This is a genomic window from Enterococcus mediterraneensis (assembly GCF_900604485.1).
GTDB lineage: Bacteria > Bacillota > Bacilli > Lactobacillales > Enterococcaceae > Enterococcus_C > Enterococcus_C mediterraneensis.
Genome location: NZ_UWOP01000001.1, coordinates 1,921,639 through 1,936,922, shown reverse-complemented (window position 1 = coordinate 1,936,922; position 15,284 = coordinate 1,921,639). Strand labels below are relative to the sequence as shown.

Genomic DNA, 15,284 nt, shown 5'->3' with positions numbered 1-15,284 from the left:
TGTCTCTATGATCATTCGGATCGTTTTCCTGTTTGGTTATTCGGATCAATTCAATTCCGTAACTGTTCCGTCTGCTGATCGTTCCACCTTCATGATACTCATAGGCAGATAGCCTAATTCCTTCACTGGCCCTTTTTGGACTTCATCTTCCAGCATATAATCTAAGAATTTCTTGACAGCCGGCTCTGGTTCGCCTTTTGTATACATATGCTCGTAAGACCAGATTTCCCATTTGTTGGTACTGATATTTTCCACAGTCGGTTCTACGCCGTTAACTGACAATACTTCTAATGAGTCATCTAAATATGACAGTGCTAAGTAACTGATGGCTCCTGGTGTTTCCGCGACGATCTTGCGGACAGTTCCGGAAGAATCTTGTTCCTGTGCTTGAACAGTCTTCGCGTCATCTAATCCCCATTTTTCAAAGGTTGACCGTGTACCGCTGCCGGAAGCTCGGTTGATTACCGCGATCTCCTGATCTTTTCCGCCGACTTCTTTCCAGTTGGTGATCTCACCGGTAAAGATATCGATCAATTGCTCTTTGGTCAGATCGTTCACACCGACATCTTTGTTAGCCACTGGGGCCATCCCCACAACAGCGACTTTATGATCCACTAATTCGTCAGCAGGAATACCGTCTCTTTGTTCTGCAAACACATCGGAATTACCGATAGTGACTGCTCCAGCCGCTACTTGGCTCAGACCGGTCCCACTGCCGCCTCCTTGTACCGTGATACTATATTCAGGATTTTTTTCTGTAAAACTTTGTTGAGCTGCTTCTACTAACGGCTGCAAGGCTGTTGACCCTACAGCGACGATTTCTGTATCTGATTTTGATTCATTTGCTGATGATCCATCTGTATTGCTGCCGCAACCTGCTAAGATGATCCCCGTGATCCCTGTCAATGCTAAAATAAAGCTAAGCTTTTTCAATGTGTTCTCTCCTCTCTTGATTACATTTTTAGTTTATCAAGCGGTTGTAAACCTACCATTGAGTTGGTGTAAAGTTTCAGTGAAGTTATGTAAATTTTGTGTAAAAGCCGTTTCAAAAAACACATCAGTAACGTTTTATGAAAAATAGTGGTACACTTGAAACAATTCATAGATAAAGGAATGATCTATATGTTAGAAATCCATTACACCGTCAACAATAACGCAGAATATGTAAAGACATACGAAAAAGCCAGCGATTTTGTCGCAGCTCAATACAAAGAAGTCCCAGATCTGCAAGACAATTACACGATTGTCAAAGTGTTGCTGGAGGGCAACGAACTATCTCTGAAAGAAAAGACAGTCGGCGGATTATTCGATTACTTAAATAACTAAAAAACAGGACTCAAAAACAGCATAGACTGTTTTCGGGTCCTGATTTTTTTGTTCATTACTCAGCTGTCCGCTTAAAATTCTACGTTATTTTTCAACCACAGGAATGTAGATAGCAAATGTATTTTTTCCTGTGAACAACCCTGTTAAGATTTCTAAATTAAAATTCCCAGCAATCGCAACTTTTTCAGAAGCACCGATTTCTCCGTAAGATTGACCGATGAAAGCATCGATTTGTTCTTCGGCGATTTCTTCGGCTTCAAAGAATGCATATGTTCCAGCCTTGATCTCAAAGGTTGTAAATGAATCAGAAGAAGCTTGGACACCAACTAAATAGTTTTGCTGTTCGTTATTGAAATTCACACCATAGATTTGATCGTCTTGAGCGTTTTTTTCAAGTGTGTCTTTTTCAGATAAGAATTTTTTCCGCAAAACTTGTTTATCTTCTGTTAGTTTGCGAAAGCCGTCTTGGCTGTTAGGTACCTCTAGAGTCGTTGAGACCCCTGTGATCGTCATAGCGTTTAAGTTTTTCAATGTAAAGCTCATTTGATACACCTCTTTTTTATTTTTGTACATACAGAGTATACGATACAAAAGATGACAACTGTCTGTCATCTAAAAAAACAAATGTGCCGCCAGATAAAATCAGAACAGCTGATGACCTTAATTTTAGCCCTTTTCACAAAAAAACTCATGCAATCTGTTTTAAAATGATTGCATGAGTTTTTATAGAAATTGCTTATTTAGCAGTGACCACAACTGTTCGGTTGATGTTGATCAAAAAGCCGATATAGCGGATCAAGACGTATAATACCATCAAGAAAGCTCCTGCACATTCGATGATTTCTAATGCATCCAGTAAGACATAGTGATAACCGGCTGCTGTTAAAAATCCATTTACTGATGTCAATGCTGTCGCTGTGATCACCAACGGGAATGTAAATGCGGCATAACTTGGGTAGAATGGTAATTTCAACAGTTTGATCACGCGTCCCAGAACCCCTAAATACAAGATTTGTGATAAAATCAGTAAGCCTACTACTAATAACATGGATTGACCGGTAAATGATTTCATATAGCCAGTCAGGCAAAGGGAACCTGGTGCGGCAATGATCGTGATCAACGGCAATGTTGGTTCAGCCATTTCTACTTTCAATACGCGTTTTAAGACGATCGGCAGCAATGCAAGGTAAAGCACCAATGCTACCCAGAAAATCACTTGTCCAAGACTAGGATAAAATTTTCCAGCTGTTACTGAGATCACGCCAATCCCAACAAATACGATAAACCAGCTTGGGTAAACATCATGGATCTTGACTTGCGGTTTAGCTAAGTGATGATAGATGAAATAGCCCATCAATACGAAATGTACAACAACTGCCAACAACCACACATATCTGACAAGTCCTGCGATCGCTTGGAATTGTACAAAATAAGTACAGATCACCATCAAAGCCATTGTAAAGGTCGGTGATACCGAAGCGACGATAGGATCTTTCAATCCTTGTGTCGTATGTTTAAATAAGAAAAAGACTTTTGCTAAAATGAAGACCATCAATAAGATACCGATTGCTCCGATGCTATTTCCTAAAAGGACCAAGTGTTGATCCTTCAACAGATTTCCTAATGAAACTAAGCCTAATATCAGTCCACAGATTGGAACCGGAATTGTTTTCAGAAAGTTACTCATATATTTTCTCCTTTTTTTCTTTTTCTAAAGTATAGCTTGTTTTTTATCATTATGGAAATAAATGTTTATGATATTTATTATTACGATACATAATTAAAAATCAGGAGGTAACTAATGTTCTCGCTTATTAAAACCTTTATTGCTGTTTACGAAACCAAAAACTTTACTCACGCTGCCGAATCGCTATATCTGGCGCAACCGACTGTTTCTTCGCAAATTAAAAAGTTAGAGTCGTTGTTGGGCGTAGAGCTGTTTTTGCGTAAATCCAAGCATGAGATCATCCCGACTCCGGAGGCGGATTTTCTTTATCCTCGGTATCTCTCTATCTTGAAAGAATGGCAGGAATCTTCTGAACGAGTTTCCCAAAAAGAAAATTTTCGCGAACATTGTCATATCGCAGCCTCCAATACTTGTGCGATCCATCTGCTGCCAGAATCGATCCCCGATTTGATCGAACGATTCCCTAGAGTCGATTTTCAATTCAGTATGATGAATTCAGAAGAAGTCGTCCATCAATTGGAACAAAACAAAGCAGATATCGGTCTGATCGAAAAACATCAGCAGACACCGATCCTTCATCGCGAATTGCTGATGAAAGATCAGTTGGTACTGGCCGGCGATCCTGACTCTGAATTTTGGATCCAACGGGAACAGACTTCTGGATTGCGAGTGTTCAATGACGCATACTTAAAAGCTCACAATCTCACTCCCAAAATCATCGAAGTCAATAATAACGAAATGGTCGTTTCTATGCTTAGACAAGGAATCGGCAAATCGATCATCTCCTGTCTAGCCATTACAGAAGATATCCCTTGGCGTCCACTAGATGATTTAGAAAACCGTTCACTGTATTTGCTGACTCATCGCAAGGAGCGCTCACAACAATTGCAAGACGTAGCTGCTTTTCTCAAAGAAAGATTCCAACAATAAAAAAGACAAACAGCCCAGCTGTTTGTCTTTTTTTAAACTTTCCACCATAGTATTAGTCTTTTTTAGAAGCTGTATCTAAATAAGCACCTAATCGAACCATGGCTTCTTCAAGAGATTCCATGCTGGCAGCATAGCTCAAACGAACATAGCCTTCCGCTTCAGGTCCGAATGCGATTCCCGGAATCAAGGCCAGCTGATTTTTCTCTGCCAAATCGATACAAAACGCCATTGAGTCTTGTTCCAAACCGGCCGGGATCTTCGCGAAAATATAAAACGCCCCAGAAGGTTTCGCTACTTCAAAACCATACCCTGTCATTTTTTCAAAAAGGAAATCCCGACGTGCCAGATATTGTTCCCGCATCGCTACGGTATCATTTATTCCTTGTACTAAAGCGTCGATAGCCGCTTTTTGCGAAATAGTAGATGCCGCTGTCACCAAGTACTGGTGGACTTTAATGATCTCTGCAGTCAATTCTTTAGGAGCGAAAATAAAGCCGATCCGCCATCCCGTCATCGCGTGAGACTTGGATAATCCATTGATCAAAATCGTTTGCTCCGGCAAAAATTCCGCGATAGAAACGTGGCTGCCGTCATAGGTCAACTCACTATACACTTCATCACTCAATACAAATACTGGATATTTTTCCAACACTTCCGCCAAAGCTTTGACTTCATCCCGAGAATAAGTTACTCCTGTAGGATTGCTTGGATAGTTGAGAATCACTGCTTTGACATCATCACCATGTTCTTGCAAAGCCGATTCTAAAACTTCAGGAGCCAATACAAAACCGTTATCGCTTGTATCCATATAAACGGGTTGAGCACCTGCCAACGTGATCACCGGCTCATACCCAGGATAGATCGGTGCCGGAAGCAGAACTTTATCTCCTTCATTCAAAATCGCTAATAACGAAGCGGATATCGCTTCTGTCGCTCCGATCGTAACCAAAATTTCTGATAACGGATCATAGGACAATCCATATTTCTCTTTTAAAAAATATGCCGCTGCTTGTCGGACATCCACTAAACCGGACATCCCTGTATAGTGGCTGAAATTTTGCTGAATCGCGGAAATCCCCGCTGTTTTTACATGTTCTGGTGTATTGAAATCAGGTTCCCCCAGCGTCAATTTTAAAATATCAGGAATCTGGGAAACTTTTTCATCAAATTGACGGATCAGTGAAACCTGGATTTTACCTACTTGTTTGTTAAAACGTTGACTTAACTTATTCAAATAACTCAGCTCCTCTTTATTGTCTATTATCCTACCACAAAACCAAGAAATATTTAACAGCATTTATACTTGCAAACAAATTAACTCTCCGTCTAAACACTTGCAAACGAAATAACGATATGTTAGTTTATAAATAGATATTAATATAAAACGTTTGGAGATGATTAGATGAAATCGGAAAAAGTTTATCAATTGACAGATTATACTCAAGGATATTTTCAGGAAAACGACTATTATCATTGTTTATATTGCGATCAAAGTTATGAAGAAGGTCTGATTTATACGATAGATCAGCCGATGACTGCTGTAAAAGCAATGAAAAAGCATTTGGACACCGTGCATCACGGTCCTTTATCAGCGCTTTTAAGCCAATCAAAAGAAATCAGCGGATTGACAGAGATTCAACAAGAGATCCTGACTTTATTCGCACAGCAGTTGCCGGATGCCGTGATCGCCCAACGATTAGGGATCTCCACTTCGACAGTACGCAACCATCGCTTTAAATTGAAAGAAAAACAGCGGCAGTCGTATGTATTTTTAAGCATTATGTCGCTTTTGCAGTCGGATGAGTATTTAATCCCTCACACCGGAGCAACAATGGTGGACGACCGTTACCAAATCACAGAAGCTGAAAAAAGCAAAGTACTTGCTACTTATTTGGATGACGAAGGACGAATCAAACAATTCCCAAGCAAAGAAAAGCGCAAGATCATTGTGCTTACAGAGATCGCTCGTCAGTTCGATCCCCAAAAGAATTATTCAGAATCCGCCGTCAATGAGATCATCAAACGTTTTATCGAAGACTATGTGACGATTCGTCGCTACCTGATCGAGTATGGTTTTTTAAAGCGGACGAAAGACGGAAAAACCTACTGGGCAACCTCCGCTTGAATCTCCTCAGGTTCCAGCAAAAACACTATATTTTAAACATCCTTTTTAGAGGATGTTTTTTTATCTGTTTATAATAAACATTCCTTTAATAAAAAACTTGAGTATTCTTTTATTCTGACTATAGACTCCTTAGAGTTTTATCATTTAAAATGTAAACCTTTACAAAAGGTTTGATAATTCATTTTTTTATTTCTAAAATAAAAGTAGGTTATTATAACAAAACTCGGAGGTGGAGTACATGACCGGCAAAATCGTTCGGCTTCCTATCTTATTGTTCTGTATGCCCTTTGTTTATATTTCGTTGGTTTTAGATACGCTCTACCATTCAAGTTTTGGTTTTATGGCTTTGTTGTTCGTATGTTTAGCGATCGGCTTTTATTCAAAAGCGACTAACCAGCTCAAATGGTGGACTTTAGGTAACGTAGTAAGTACGATTTTATCGCTGGTGTTACAAAGCAAACATCCGGATTGGCAATTTATTTATCAGCCCTTCCATCCAACATTGCTGGTATTAGGATTGTCTGGACTTTACGTGATCCCGCAGCTTATCGGGATCTTTTGGGCCACTTTTCTTAAAGCTTCATCTAAGGAGTAAATATACTGATCCAACGATGTTTCCAACAAAGCATAAAAAAAATGGTATACCATACATCTTTAAAAGCAGACAGGTGTCTGGCTTTAGAAACGTATGGTATACCGTCTTTTTGGTTACAAATAAATCATGTATGATTGCTGATGGATCATTCTTCGATTTCTTTTAAATAGATTTTTTTGATGATCAATTTATCAAATAAAGTAGATGTACTGTCTTGTTCGCCGATCACTTCTGCTATCACGGTTTTGTCGTTGTGTTTTTTCCGCAAACGATACGCGATCTTACCGCTTTCTTTCAGTTCGTTGATCATATCAACGACACCTCCAAATCCGGTTTTCCGCGTGATGAAGCCGAAAGCTACCATTCGTTCATCAAGATTCTTGGCAGTGATAGTCGATCCTGTGATCAATGTATTGTGCATCATACCTAAGAAATCATCCAACCCATCCACTGTTGGCAGATCAGCTTCTGGTTGTTCCGGGCGCTTGTTTAATTCCTGCAACAAAGTTTCATATTGTTCTTGTGTCAACATGACTCCAGCTACTTTTTCACGGTTAAAAACATACACTGCTGTACCAGCTTCCCGTGCTTGATTAAATACATCCATTGGAGATTTTTTAACCTCAGTTATCGAAGTAGTGGGAACCTCTAACTTTTTCAGTTCCATAATTCTCCCTCCTTGTCTCAACGTTCACATTATAGCATAACTGCACCGGTGAACAGCAAGCGAACAGGCGAATTTTTCCTGATCAGCGTTATTTTCGTTTATTTCTTTTTTCATTAAGGATGTTCGAAAGGGACAAGCTGTGGGAGAATTGCCAGATAAAAAAACCGAAAGACAGTCGTTCCTGTGAAGAACGTAACACTATCTTTCGGTTATTTTTTATTGAACATCTTTTTTGAAGGTCCTCAGTAAATAGCGGGCTTTACTTGATCTTCAATGTCATTGCATTGATCGCTACGATGATGGTACTCAATGACATCAGCAATGCTCCCACTGCAGGATTCAAGATGATCCCAATCGGCGCTAGGATCCCTGCTGCTAACGGGATGGCTAAAATATTGTAGCCTGCCCCCCACCAAAGGTTTTGGATCATTTTTTTACGGGTTTGTTTGGCCAGATCAAGAAAATGCAAGATATCTTCCGGATTGCTATTGGTCAATACAACATCCGCTGAATCGATGGCAACATCCGTTCCTGCACCGATCGCGATCCCGACAGTTGCACGAGCCAGACTCGGTGCATCATTGATCCCGTCACCTACCATAGCGACACGATGATCTTTGGCTGATTCTTGAACGATTTTTTCCTTGTCTTCAGGAAGCAATTCACCATGGAATTTATCGATGCCTAAATATTCAGCGACTGCTGCAGCTGCTTCATGATTATCCCCTGTCAGCATCACTGGTTCGATTCCGCGTTCTTTCAATGTCTTGATAAAAGTTTTGGCTTCCGGTTTGATTTGATCTCCTAACGCGATCAACCCTGCCAAATGATCATCGATCAAAAGATAACTGATAGTATTGCCCTGTTCTTGATATTTTTGGATGATCTTAGGATCGACACTATCTGTTTTCTTCAGTGCTTTTTCATTGATGATCTTTACTTTTTTATTCTCTACAGTACCTTCTAGTCCAACACCGGAGATGTTTTTCACATCTTCTGCGGAATACGCCGTCACATTCTGTTTCTCAAGATATTTCATGATCCCGATCGCGATCGGATGATTGGCGGAAGCTTCCAAGGCACCGACATATTTCAGTAGTTCTTTTTGTTCGTATTGTGAATCGATCACTTCAAAACCAGTTACTGAAAAATCTCCTTGCGTCAATGTACCGGTTTTATCCAGCAAGATCATATCCAAGTCATGGGCTTGTTCCAAAGCGTTCCGATTTTTCAACAGTAAGCCGTTTTTAGCCGCGATAGATGTGGAACGAGCTACTACCAACGGAACTGCCAATCCTAAAGCGTGAGGACAGGCGATGACAAAGACGGTCACCATCCGGTCCAGTGCAGTAGGCAGGTCTGAGACAAACAACCAAATAACGAAGGCCAGTAAACCTACAGCTAATGCGACATAAAACAGCCATTTCGCTACTTTATCCGAAAGAGCTTCTAACTTGGATTTCTCTGATTGAGCTTTGCGGACCATCTCCATCACTTTTGCAAGATAGCCGCTTTCGCCTGTTCCGGTTACTTTGACTTGAATCGTGCCGTTGCCATTGACTGATCCGCCGATGACTTTTGCACCGACTTCTTTGGCAACGCCCCGAGATTCGCCGGTCACCGCGGATTCATCGACTGTCGTAGAACCTTTTTCAATGATTCCGTCTGTAGGCATTTTATCTCCGGCACGAACGATCAGCAGATCGTCCACTTTGACTTCTTGTAAAGAAACTTTTTCTTCTCCATCTTTTGTCAATCGTGTGACTGTATCCGGCAACAGTTCCGCCAGTTTTTTCAAGGCGTTGCCGGCATTAGAGACTGCATTCATCTCGATCCAGTGCCCCAATAACATGATCACGATCAGCGTTGCAAGTTCCCAAAAGAAATCCATGACATGCTCGCCATGCAGAAAATGATTGGCGATAAATGCGTAAAGACTGTAGATATACGCGACAGAGATCCCCATTGCGATCAAGGTCATCATGGCTGGATTTTTTTGTTTCAGTTCCATTTTTGCTCCGCTTAAAAACGGCTGTCCCCCATAGATGAACAAGATCGTGGCTAAGATCAATACGACCCAATCAGATCCGGGAAAAGTAAATTGAAATGGCAACTCTAATCCCATCATTGGTGATAGAACAATGATCGGGATAGCCAAAACCAATGAAAGCCAGAATTTCTGCTTGAAATTCCCCATATGCATGGAATGATCCATGCCGCCCATATCATGACCCATGTCGCCATGGTCCATGTGATGCATATGAGCATCATGATCTGAATGATGGGATGAATGGTCCTCCTTCATTTCTTTTTGGTGCATCTCATGATCGTGATGCATCTCGTGAGACATTTCGTGTGAATGATGGTCATGTTCTTCGTTCATTTCTTTCATGTGATCCATCTGCGGATGCTTTTTCTCTACCTCTGGATCATGTTGTACTTGTTTCGATGTTTCCTCCTTCACTTCTACCCCTTCTTTCACTTGATCATTAAATTTGGTCGTTAAATTTTTGTACGGTTCAAACTCAATGAATTCAATAACACACTCACAGAACTGAAAGCCATAGCGCCGCCAGCAACGATTGGATTTAAGAATCCTAATGCTGCAAATGGGATACCAATCGTATTATAAACAAACGCCCAGAAAAGATTTTGTTTGATTTTGCGGATCGTCGCTTTCGACAGCTTGAGCATTTTTTCCAAATAAGCTAAATCGCTGTGGATCAAAGTCACATCGGCAGTTTCCATCGCGATATCAGTACCGCTGCCCATGGCGATCCCTACATCTGCCAATGCAAGAGCTGGAGCATCATTGATCCCATCGCCTACCATGCCGACAATTTCACCGTCTTTTTTCAATAAAGCGACTTTTTCAGATTTGTCTTCCGGCATCACTTCAGCAAAGATATTTTCCTCTGGGATCCCTACTTGTTTACCGATATGACGTGCAGCTTGCTGGTTATCACCTGTCAGCATATAGACATTGACGCCGCTGTTTTGCAACGCTGCGATCGCGTCTTTAGATGTAGGTTTGATTTCATCGGCAACGGCGACTCCTGCGAGTACCTGCTGTTCGTTCGCTAAAAACATGATGGTTTTTCCTTGACTGGTCCACAGATCAGCCGCTTGTTGCAACGAATCCGACATCTTTTGCGTTAAAAATCGTTGCGTCCCTACTTGATACTTTTTCCCTTGGATCAGGCCTTCGATCCCTTTTCCAGGCAATACTTGAAAATCTTCTACTTCTAATAAAGGAAGATCTTCTGCATAGTGGACGATCGCTTTGGCTAATGGATGTTCTGAGTGCGCTTCTAAACTTGCCAACAACCTTTTTGCTTCTTCGTCTTCTGTTAGAAAATCAGTTACTGTTGGTTGTCCTACTGTTATCGTACCAGTTTTATCCAAAATTACGCTAGTGATATGCGAGGCGGTCTCCAACGCTTCCCCGCCTTTGATCAATATGCCGTTTTTAGCTCCTAGACCGGTACCTACCATGATGGCAGTCGGTGTCGCTAATCCTAATGCGCAAGGGCAGGCGATCACAAGGACAGATACGCTATGGATCACTGCTTGCTGCCAATCACCGGTTAAAATACCTGTCAGCAGTAAAGTGAACAATGCTACTATTAAAACTACGGGCACAAAAATACCGGAAATACGATCGGCGATCTGTTGGATCGGTGCTTTAGATCCCTGCGCGTCTTCCACCATCTGGATGATCCGTGCCAAGACCGTTTCATTGCCGACTTTCAGGGCTTTGATCCTTAATGTCCCTGTGGTATTGACTGTACCGCCAAAAACTGTCGCACCTTCTACTTTTTCAACAGGCAGGCTTTCTCCCGTCAGCATACTTTCATCTACTGCCGTTGCACCTTCCAATACCAGACCATCTACTGGGATCTGTTCGCCGGGGCGTACTAGAATCTCCATTTCCATTTCGATGGCTTCGATCGGCAACTCGATCTCTTGACCGTCTTGCAGGACACGAGCGATTTTGGCTTGTAAGCTCATCAGCTGCCGGATCGCTTTACCCGTCCGGTTTTTCGCTGCGGCTTCTAAATATTTGCCTAACAGGATCAAGGCAATAATCATGCCGCTGCTTTCAAAATACAGTTCATGGACATTATCCGCAAAAAAACCGTTGTACACGCTTAATACGTAGGCCGCTGTCGTCCCCATCGCAACAAGGACATCCATATTGGGTGCTTTGGTCTTCAACGCATGATAGGCACCTTTATAAAAACGAGCTCCGATCACAAACTGGATCGGTGTGACTAAAATCAACTGAACGATCGGACGATGGAAAAACATCACCCAATCTTGATGACTCCCCGCTACCATCGCGATCATAGAGATCATTAGAGGTGCTACCAAGATCAAACTGATGATAACGTCTCTTTTCATATTGGTGATGTAGCGTTTTTTCTCAGCGGCAACTTGCTGACGATGAGCTTCATCATCCAAAATAGCCCCATAACCGATATTTTCAACACTTGCGATCAATCGATCTGCCGTCGTATCGTCAAATTGAACGGTTGCTTTTTCAGTGGCTAAATTGACCGTTGCCTTTTGGACTCCGGGCTGTTGTTTAAGTTCCTTTTCAACACGAGCGGAACAGTTTGCACAAGTCATTCCCGTAATGACGAAATTTTGGACTTTAGTATCACTCATTTACAGCACCTCTGCTTCATACCCAACTTCAGTGATCTTATCGGCGATTTGCTGACTTGAGACTAGGTTCTCATCAAATTTCACGACACCATTGTTTTTCTTCAGTTGGATTTTTACTTTTTGGATACCGGGTAATTCATTGATCCCGTTTTCTACTCTAGCGACACAATGTTCACAGCTCATACCTTTGATTGAAAATGTTTGTTTCATTATAATTTCCTCCTGATTTATATTATCTTTTACAATTACATTGTCCTGGAATACAGTTGCACACGATAGTTGCGACTGGTTCCTTTTGTGATAAAACTTTTTGGATCTTTTCGATATCTTCTTGCGTGAGATCCGCTTCAGCGATCAAATCAGCGATCGTCGTCCCGACTCTTTTCGCACAGATATGGGAAAACAAGGTTTCCGTAGCGCTGCGGACGGTCTCTGCTTCACCGACAATAGGGAAGTAAATAAATTTTTTCCCCTCTGTTTCAGTGCGAACGACTTCTTTTTTTACCAAACGTCCTAACAATGTTTTGACAGTCGCTAGTTTCCAGTTCATCGTTTCAGAAAGCAGCTCATCGATTTCTTGCGCAGAAGCTTTGCCAAGTGTCCAAAGTACCCGCATGATCTCCCATTCTGAATCGCTGATCTTGATTGGTTCATGGATTGTCTGCATATAAAGCCTCCTTGTTTACAGTTGTAATCGATCTTTCATTTCAAAGTTTACACTTGTAAACGTAAGCTGTCAACTACTTTTGTTCAAAAAAAGACTGCGACAAAAATCGATGTTCCACAGATGACCCAACTATGCAGTCATAGTTAAGCCTCTGCTTGATCGATTTATGTCGCAGTCTATTCTTTTATTTGTAAATCAAAATTCTACATGATAGGTTGTTTTGGAGTGGAATGGGTTTTCTGGACGTAAAATGATATCCCCAAATTGAGAATATTTTTCCGTGCCTGGAATACCTTGAGGCTCGATAGCGATTCCGCCGTGGTCTGCCATCTCACCATATTTCATCTGCATACCTGCTTCTGAAGCTCCCGTTGTGTAAATAACGACTGCAGGCGCTGTCGTTTCGATCTCCAGCCGAACTTTTTCATCAGGGCTCGTCAAAACAAGATCCGGTGTTTGTTCATGGTCTAAAATAAATGGGTCATCCAAGTACGTATCGCTGATTTTTCGACCTTCGACGAAATCAAATTTCGTTCCCGCCACATCGACTTTGTTTCCAGTGGTGGTCACATCGGGATTGGTTTCCGCTACTTGTTTCGCGCCTACTTTCAATGTATGCTCATTGATACTGTTGACAGGAGATCCCGTCAAGTTGTAATAACCGTGGTTTGTCGGATTATAAAGTGTTGGTTTATCCGTTGTTGCTGTGTATTCGATTTGGTAATTATTGTCATCATCCAAGCTGTATTTTACTTTGGAAACGACATTTCCCGGAAAGCCGTTTTCTCCATCTGGATGTTCCAACGTGAAGATCACACCGGCTTTGTCTCCTTCTTCAAAGACTTCCGCTGCCCAGTCTTTTGTATCATAGCCTTCAAAACCGCCATGAAGAGTGTTGCCGCCGTCATTGTCTTGAGTTTGATATTCTGTGCCGTCGATGTTGTAGCTGGCCCCTGTGATCCGTCCGGCTACCGGTCCGATCGTTGCTGCGTAATAGCGGGCTTTTTTATGTTCTGCGATCGTCTTGAAGCCGACTAAAAGATCCCGATCCTCTCCGTCTACCGGTATGATCCAGTCCAACGCTCGTGCGCCTTGGGGACTGACCGCTAGCCGCACATTATTTTTGTTTTCAATCAAATAATATGTTCCATAATTTTCATTTTCTAATTTTTGTACATTGACCATTGTGACACCATCCTAACTGAAGTTTAAATAAAGCCTTTTCATTTTTAGTATAGACATCTTATTTGCTCTCGTCAATTCCTGTCGGGTTATCAATAAATGTTTTTTTATAAAAAAAAACGAAACTCAAAATGAGTTTCGTTTTCGTCTACTGGGGTAGCTGGATTCGAACCAACGCATGACGGAGTCAAAGTCCGTTGCCTTACCGCTTGGCTATACCCCAATGGTGGAGGAGAGTGGATTCGAACCACTGAACCCGAAGGAACGGATTTACAGTCCGTCGCGTTTAGCCACTTCGCTACTCCTCCAAAGCTGTATTAAAAAACCTGACTACGTTATAATACAAAAATTTCCATGAATTTGCAAGTGGTAATTTTAAATTTTTTTCGCTTTTTTTAGTCGTGAAGATTGTGTTGTGAAATGATCGCTTCAACAGCAGCGTCAAAATTTTTATATGAGCCCAGATCGGTCTCTCCTAAAAAAGCTTCAAATTCTTTTGCGCCGACAGTCAGCACTTCGCCGATCACTTTTTTGCCAATGATCAATTGTGCTACTTCATAGGTCTTGCCTTTGATCGTTTTTTTCGTTTCTTCCAAACGTACTTCGATATCTTTATTCTTTGCCATGTTTTCACCTCATTTTGCCTTGCCGGCTGTTTTCTTCTCGCTGATCCAGCTGACAGAAGGTACGTTGCCTATTTTATCATATTTCTGCAAAATTAACAGGATTTGACCCAAAGAAAAACGACCGTCTGCAAGAGTCGGCCGTTTTTCATTATTCTGCGTCTTTTTGCGGTTTTGTTACAACTGCCGAGACCACATGATACCCAGCCTCTGTCAAAAATTCTCTGACTTTTTCTGATTCTCGCGTTTCTACTTGGATTTCTACGATGGTAGCAAGCTCCATGCGATTCACAACGATCGTTAAAATACTTAGATCATGTTCAGCCAAAACATTTGTCAGCTCCGCCAAGATCCCTTTATGATCGTCAGTGATCTGGACTGTCACCCTTGTCCCGCCATCATGATAACCGGTGATTTTTAAGAACGCATCAAAAATATCATTGTTGGTAATGATCCCAACTAAACGTTCGTCCTCGATCACCGGGAGCACCCCGACATTGTTTTTCCGCATCTCATAAATCGCGTCTTCTAACAGCGCGTCTGGATCGATGGTCAACACTTTTTTCTCCATCACATCTCCAACAGTCGTTTTGTTCAATAGATAATTGATTTCATAAACGCTGAGGCTTGTCGCTTGTGAGGGCATCGCCGCTGAAATGATTCCTTCAGTGATCAAACCTACCAGCTGTTCATCCTGCAAAACCGGCAGCCGATGAATGTCGTGGCGTTTCATTAAATCAACCGCGTCAAAAATCGGTGTTTCCGGATGGACGACGACTAGATTTTTGGTCATAAAATCTTTTACACTCAT

General features: G+C 41.7%; 16 protein-coding genes and 2 tRNA genes. 4 read left to right on the top strand and 14 right to left on the bottom strand.

Annotated features, from left to right (window positions below):
* Positions 1–45 precede the first annotated feature (45 nt).
* Positions 46–933, bottom strand: coding sequence for a phosphate ABC transporter substrate-binding protein PstS family protein (locus tag EFB00_RS09495; protein ID WP_122646583.1), 888 nt, complete (start codon positions 931–933; stop codon positions 46–48).
* Between the two features lie 189 nt (positions 934–1,122).
* Here EFB00_RS09495 and EFB00_RS09490 point away from each other — a divergent pair, with 189 nt between their 5' ends.
* Entirely contained in the window at positions 1,123–1,326 is a 204-nt protein-coding gene (locus EFB00_RS09490; RefSeq protein ID WP_122646582.1) for a hypothetical protein, read from the top strand.
* Between the two features lie 84 nt (positions 1,327–1,410).
* Here EFB00_RS09490 and EFB00_RS09485 read toward each other — a convergent pair whose 3' ends face one another.
* Positions 1,411–1,869 (bottom strand): effector binding domain-containing protein, encoded by a 459-nt coding sequence (locus tag EFB00_RS09485; RefSeq protein WP_164709454.1) that lies wholly within the window; start codon positions 1,867–1,869, stop codon positions 1,411–1,413.
* A 193-nt stretch (positions 1,870–2,062) separates the two neighbouring features.
* A complete protein-coding gene (locus EFB00_RS09480; protein ID WP_122646580.1) occupies positions 2,063–3,013 on the bottom strand; it encodes a TDT family transporter in 951 nt (316 codons plus the stop codon).
* Between the two features lie 114 nt (positions 3,014–3,127).
* Here EFB00_RS09480 and EFB00_RS09475 point away from each other — a divergent pair, with 114 nt between their 5' ends.
* Entirely contained in the window at positions 3,128–3,943 is an 816-nt protein-coding gene (locus EFB00_RS09475; RefSeq protein WP_122646579.1) for a LysR family transcriptional regulator, read from the top strand.
* Positions 3,944–3,995: 52 nt separating this feature from the next.
* Here EFB00_RS09475 and EFB00_RS09470 read toward each other — a convergent pair whose 3' ends face one another.
* A complete protein-coding gene (locus tag EFB00_RS09470; protein ID WP_122646578.1) occupies positions 3,996–5,177 on the bottom strand; it encodes a pyridoxal phosphate-dependent aminotransferase in 1,182 nt (393 codons plus the stop codon).
* A gap of 168 nt (positions 5,178–5,345) precedes the next feature.
* Here EFB00_RS09470 and EFB00_RS09465 point away from each other — a divergent pair, with 168 nt between their 5' ends.
* Positions 5,346–6,068, top strand: coding sequence for a DUF2087 domain-containing protein (locus EFB00_RS09465; RefSeq protein ID WP_122646577.1), 723 nt, complete (start codon positions 5,346–5,348; stop codon positions 6,066–6,068).
* A gap of 238 nt (positions 6,069–6,306) precedes the next feature.
* On the top strand, positions 6,307–6,663 hold the full coding sequence (locus EFB00_RS09460) for a hypothetical protein (protein ID WP_122646576.1): 357 nt from the start codon (positions 6,307–6,309) through the stop codon (positions 6,661–6,663).
* Positions 6,664–6,808: 145 nt separating this feature from the next.
* Here the strand turns inward: EFB00_RS09460 and EFB00_RS09455 are convergent, their stop codons facing one another.
* The 10 genes from EFB00_RS09455 to EFB00_RS09410 form a co-directional block, all read right to left on the bottom strand.
* A complete protein-coding gene (locus EFB00_RS09455) occupies positions 6,809–7,330 on the bottom strand; it encodes a type II toxin-antitoxin system Phd/YefM family antitoxin (RefSeq protein WP_122646575.1) in 522 nt (173 codons plus the stop codon).
* Between the two features lie 259 nt (positions 7,331–7,589).
* On the bottom strand, positions 7,590–9,731 hold the full coding sequence (locus EFB00_RS09450; protein WP_122647081.1) for a heavy metal translocating P-type ATPase: 2,142 nt from the start codon (positions 9,729–9,731) through the stop codon (positions 7,590–7,592).
* 101 nt (positions 9,732–9,832) lie between these two features.
* A complete protein-coding gene (locus tag EFB00_RS09445) occupies positions 9,833–12,001 on the bottom strand; it encodes a heavy metal translocating P-type ATPase (RefSeq protein WP_122646574.1) in 2,169 nt (722 codons plus the stop codon).
* Positions 12,002–12,211, bottom strand: coding sequence for a copper chaperone CopZ (copZ, locus tag EFB00_RS09440; protein ID WP_122646573.1), 210 nt, complete (start codon positions 12,209–12,211; stop codon positions 12,002–12,004).
* A 22-nt stretch (positions 12,212–12,233) separates the two neighbouring features.
* A complete protein-coding gene (locus tag EFB00_RS09435) occupies positions 12,234–12,668 on the bottom strand; it encodes a CopY/TcrY family copper transport repressor (RefSeq protein WP_122646572.1) in 435 nt (144 codons plus the stop codon).
* Between the two features lie 195 nt (positions 12,669–12,863).
* Positions 12,864–13,853, bottom strand: a complete 990-nt coding sequence (locus tag EFB00_RS09430; protein WP_122646571.1) for an aldose epimerase family protein — start codon at positions 13,851–13,853, stop codon at positions 12,864–12,866.
* A 148-nt stretch (positions 13,854–14,001) separates the two neighbouring features.
* Positions 14,002–14,073: transfer RNA gene (locus tag EFB00_RS09425), tRNA-Gln, on the bottom strand.
* Position 14,074: 1 nt separating this feature from the next.
* Positions 14,075–14,158: transfer RNA gene (locus EFB00_RS09420), tRNA-Tyr, on the bottom strand.
* An 87-nt stretch (positions 14,159–14,245) separates the two neighbouring features.
* A complete protein-coding gene (locus EFB00_RS09415) occupies positions 14,246–14,476 on the bottom strand; it encodes a DUF2969 domain-containing protein (RefSeq protein ID WP_122646570.1) in 231 nt (76 codons plus the stop codon).
* Positions 14,477–14,624: 148 nt separating this feature from the next.
* Positions 14,625–15,284, bottom strand: a complete 660-nt coding sequence (locus EFB00_RS09410) for a CBS and ACT domain-containing protein (RefSeq protein ID WP_122646569.1) — start codon at positions 15,282–15,284, stop codon at positions 14,625–14,627.

Excerpts from the sequence above, each read along its gene's own strand:
- EFB00_RS09460 (WP_122646576.1), top strand. The coding sequence starts at position 6,307 with ATGACCGGCAAAATCGTTCGGCTTCCTATCTTATTGTTCTGTATGCCC.
- EFB00_RS09465 (WP_122646577.1), top strand. The coding sequence starts at position 5,346 with ATGAAATCGGAAAAAGTTTATCAATTGACAGATTATACTCAAGGATAT.
- EFB00_RS09485 (WP_164709454.1), bottom strand. The coding sequence starts at position 1,869 with ATGAGCTTTACATTGAAAAACTTAAACGCTATGACGATCACAGGGGTC.
- EFB00_RS09415 (WP_122646570.1), bottom strand. The coding sequence starts at position 14,476 with ATGGCAAAGAATAAAGATATCGAAGTACGTTTGGAAGAAACGAAAAAA.
- EFB00_RS09445 (WP_122646574.1), bottom strand. The coding sequence starts at position 12,001 with ATGAGTGATACTAAAGTCCAAAATTTCGTCATTACGGGAATGACTTGT.
- EFB00_RS09475 (WP_122646579.1), top strand. The coding sequence starts at position 3,128 with ATGTTCTCGCTTATTAAAACCTTTATTGCTGTTTACGAAACCAAAAAC.
- EFB00_RS09455 (WP_122646575.1), bottom strand. The coding sequence starts at position 7,330 with ATGGAACTGAAAAAGTTAGAGGTTCCCACTACTTCGATAACTGAGGTT.
- copZ (WP_122646573.1), bottom strand. The coding sequence starts at position 12,211 with ATGAAACAAACATTTTCAATCAAAGGTATGAGCTGTGAACATTGTGTC.
- EFB00_RS09490 (WP_122646582.1), top strand. The coding sequence starts at position 1,123 with ATGTTAGAAATCCATTACACCGTCAACAATAACGCAGAATATGTAAAG.
- EFB00_RS09435 (WP_122646572.1), bottom strand. The coding sequence starts at position 12,668 with ATGCAGACAATCCATGAACCAATCAAGATCAGCGATTCAGAATGGGAG.
- EFB00_RS09480 (WP_122646580.1), bottom strand. The coding sequence starts at position 3,013 with ATGAGTAACTTTCTGAAAACAATTCCGGTTCCAATCTGTGGACTGATA.
- EFB00_RS09430 (WP_122646571.1), bottom strand. The coding sequence starts at position 13,853 with ATGGTCAATGTACAAAAATTAGAAAATGAAAATTATGGAACATATTAT.
- EFB00_RS09410 (WP_122646569.1), bottom strand. The coding sequence starts at position 15,284 with ATGAGTGTAAAAGATTTTATGACCAAAAATCTAGTCGTCGTCCATCCG.
- EFB00_RS09450 (WP_122647081.1), bottom strand. The coding sequence starts at position 9,731 with ATGGATCACATGAAAGAAATGAACGAAGAACATGACCATCATTCACAC.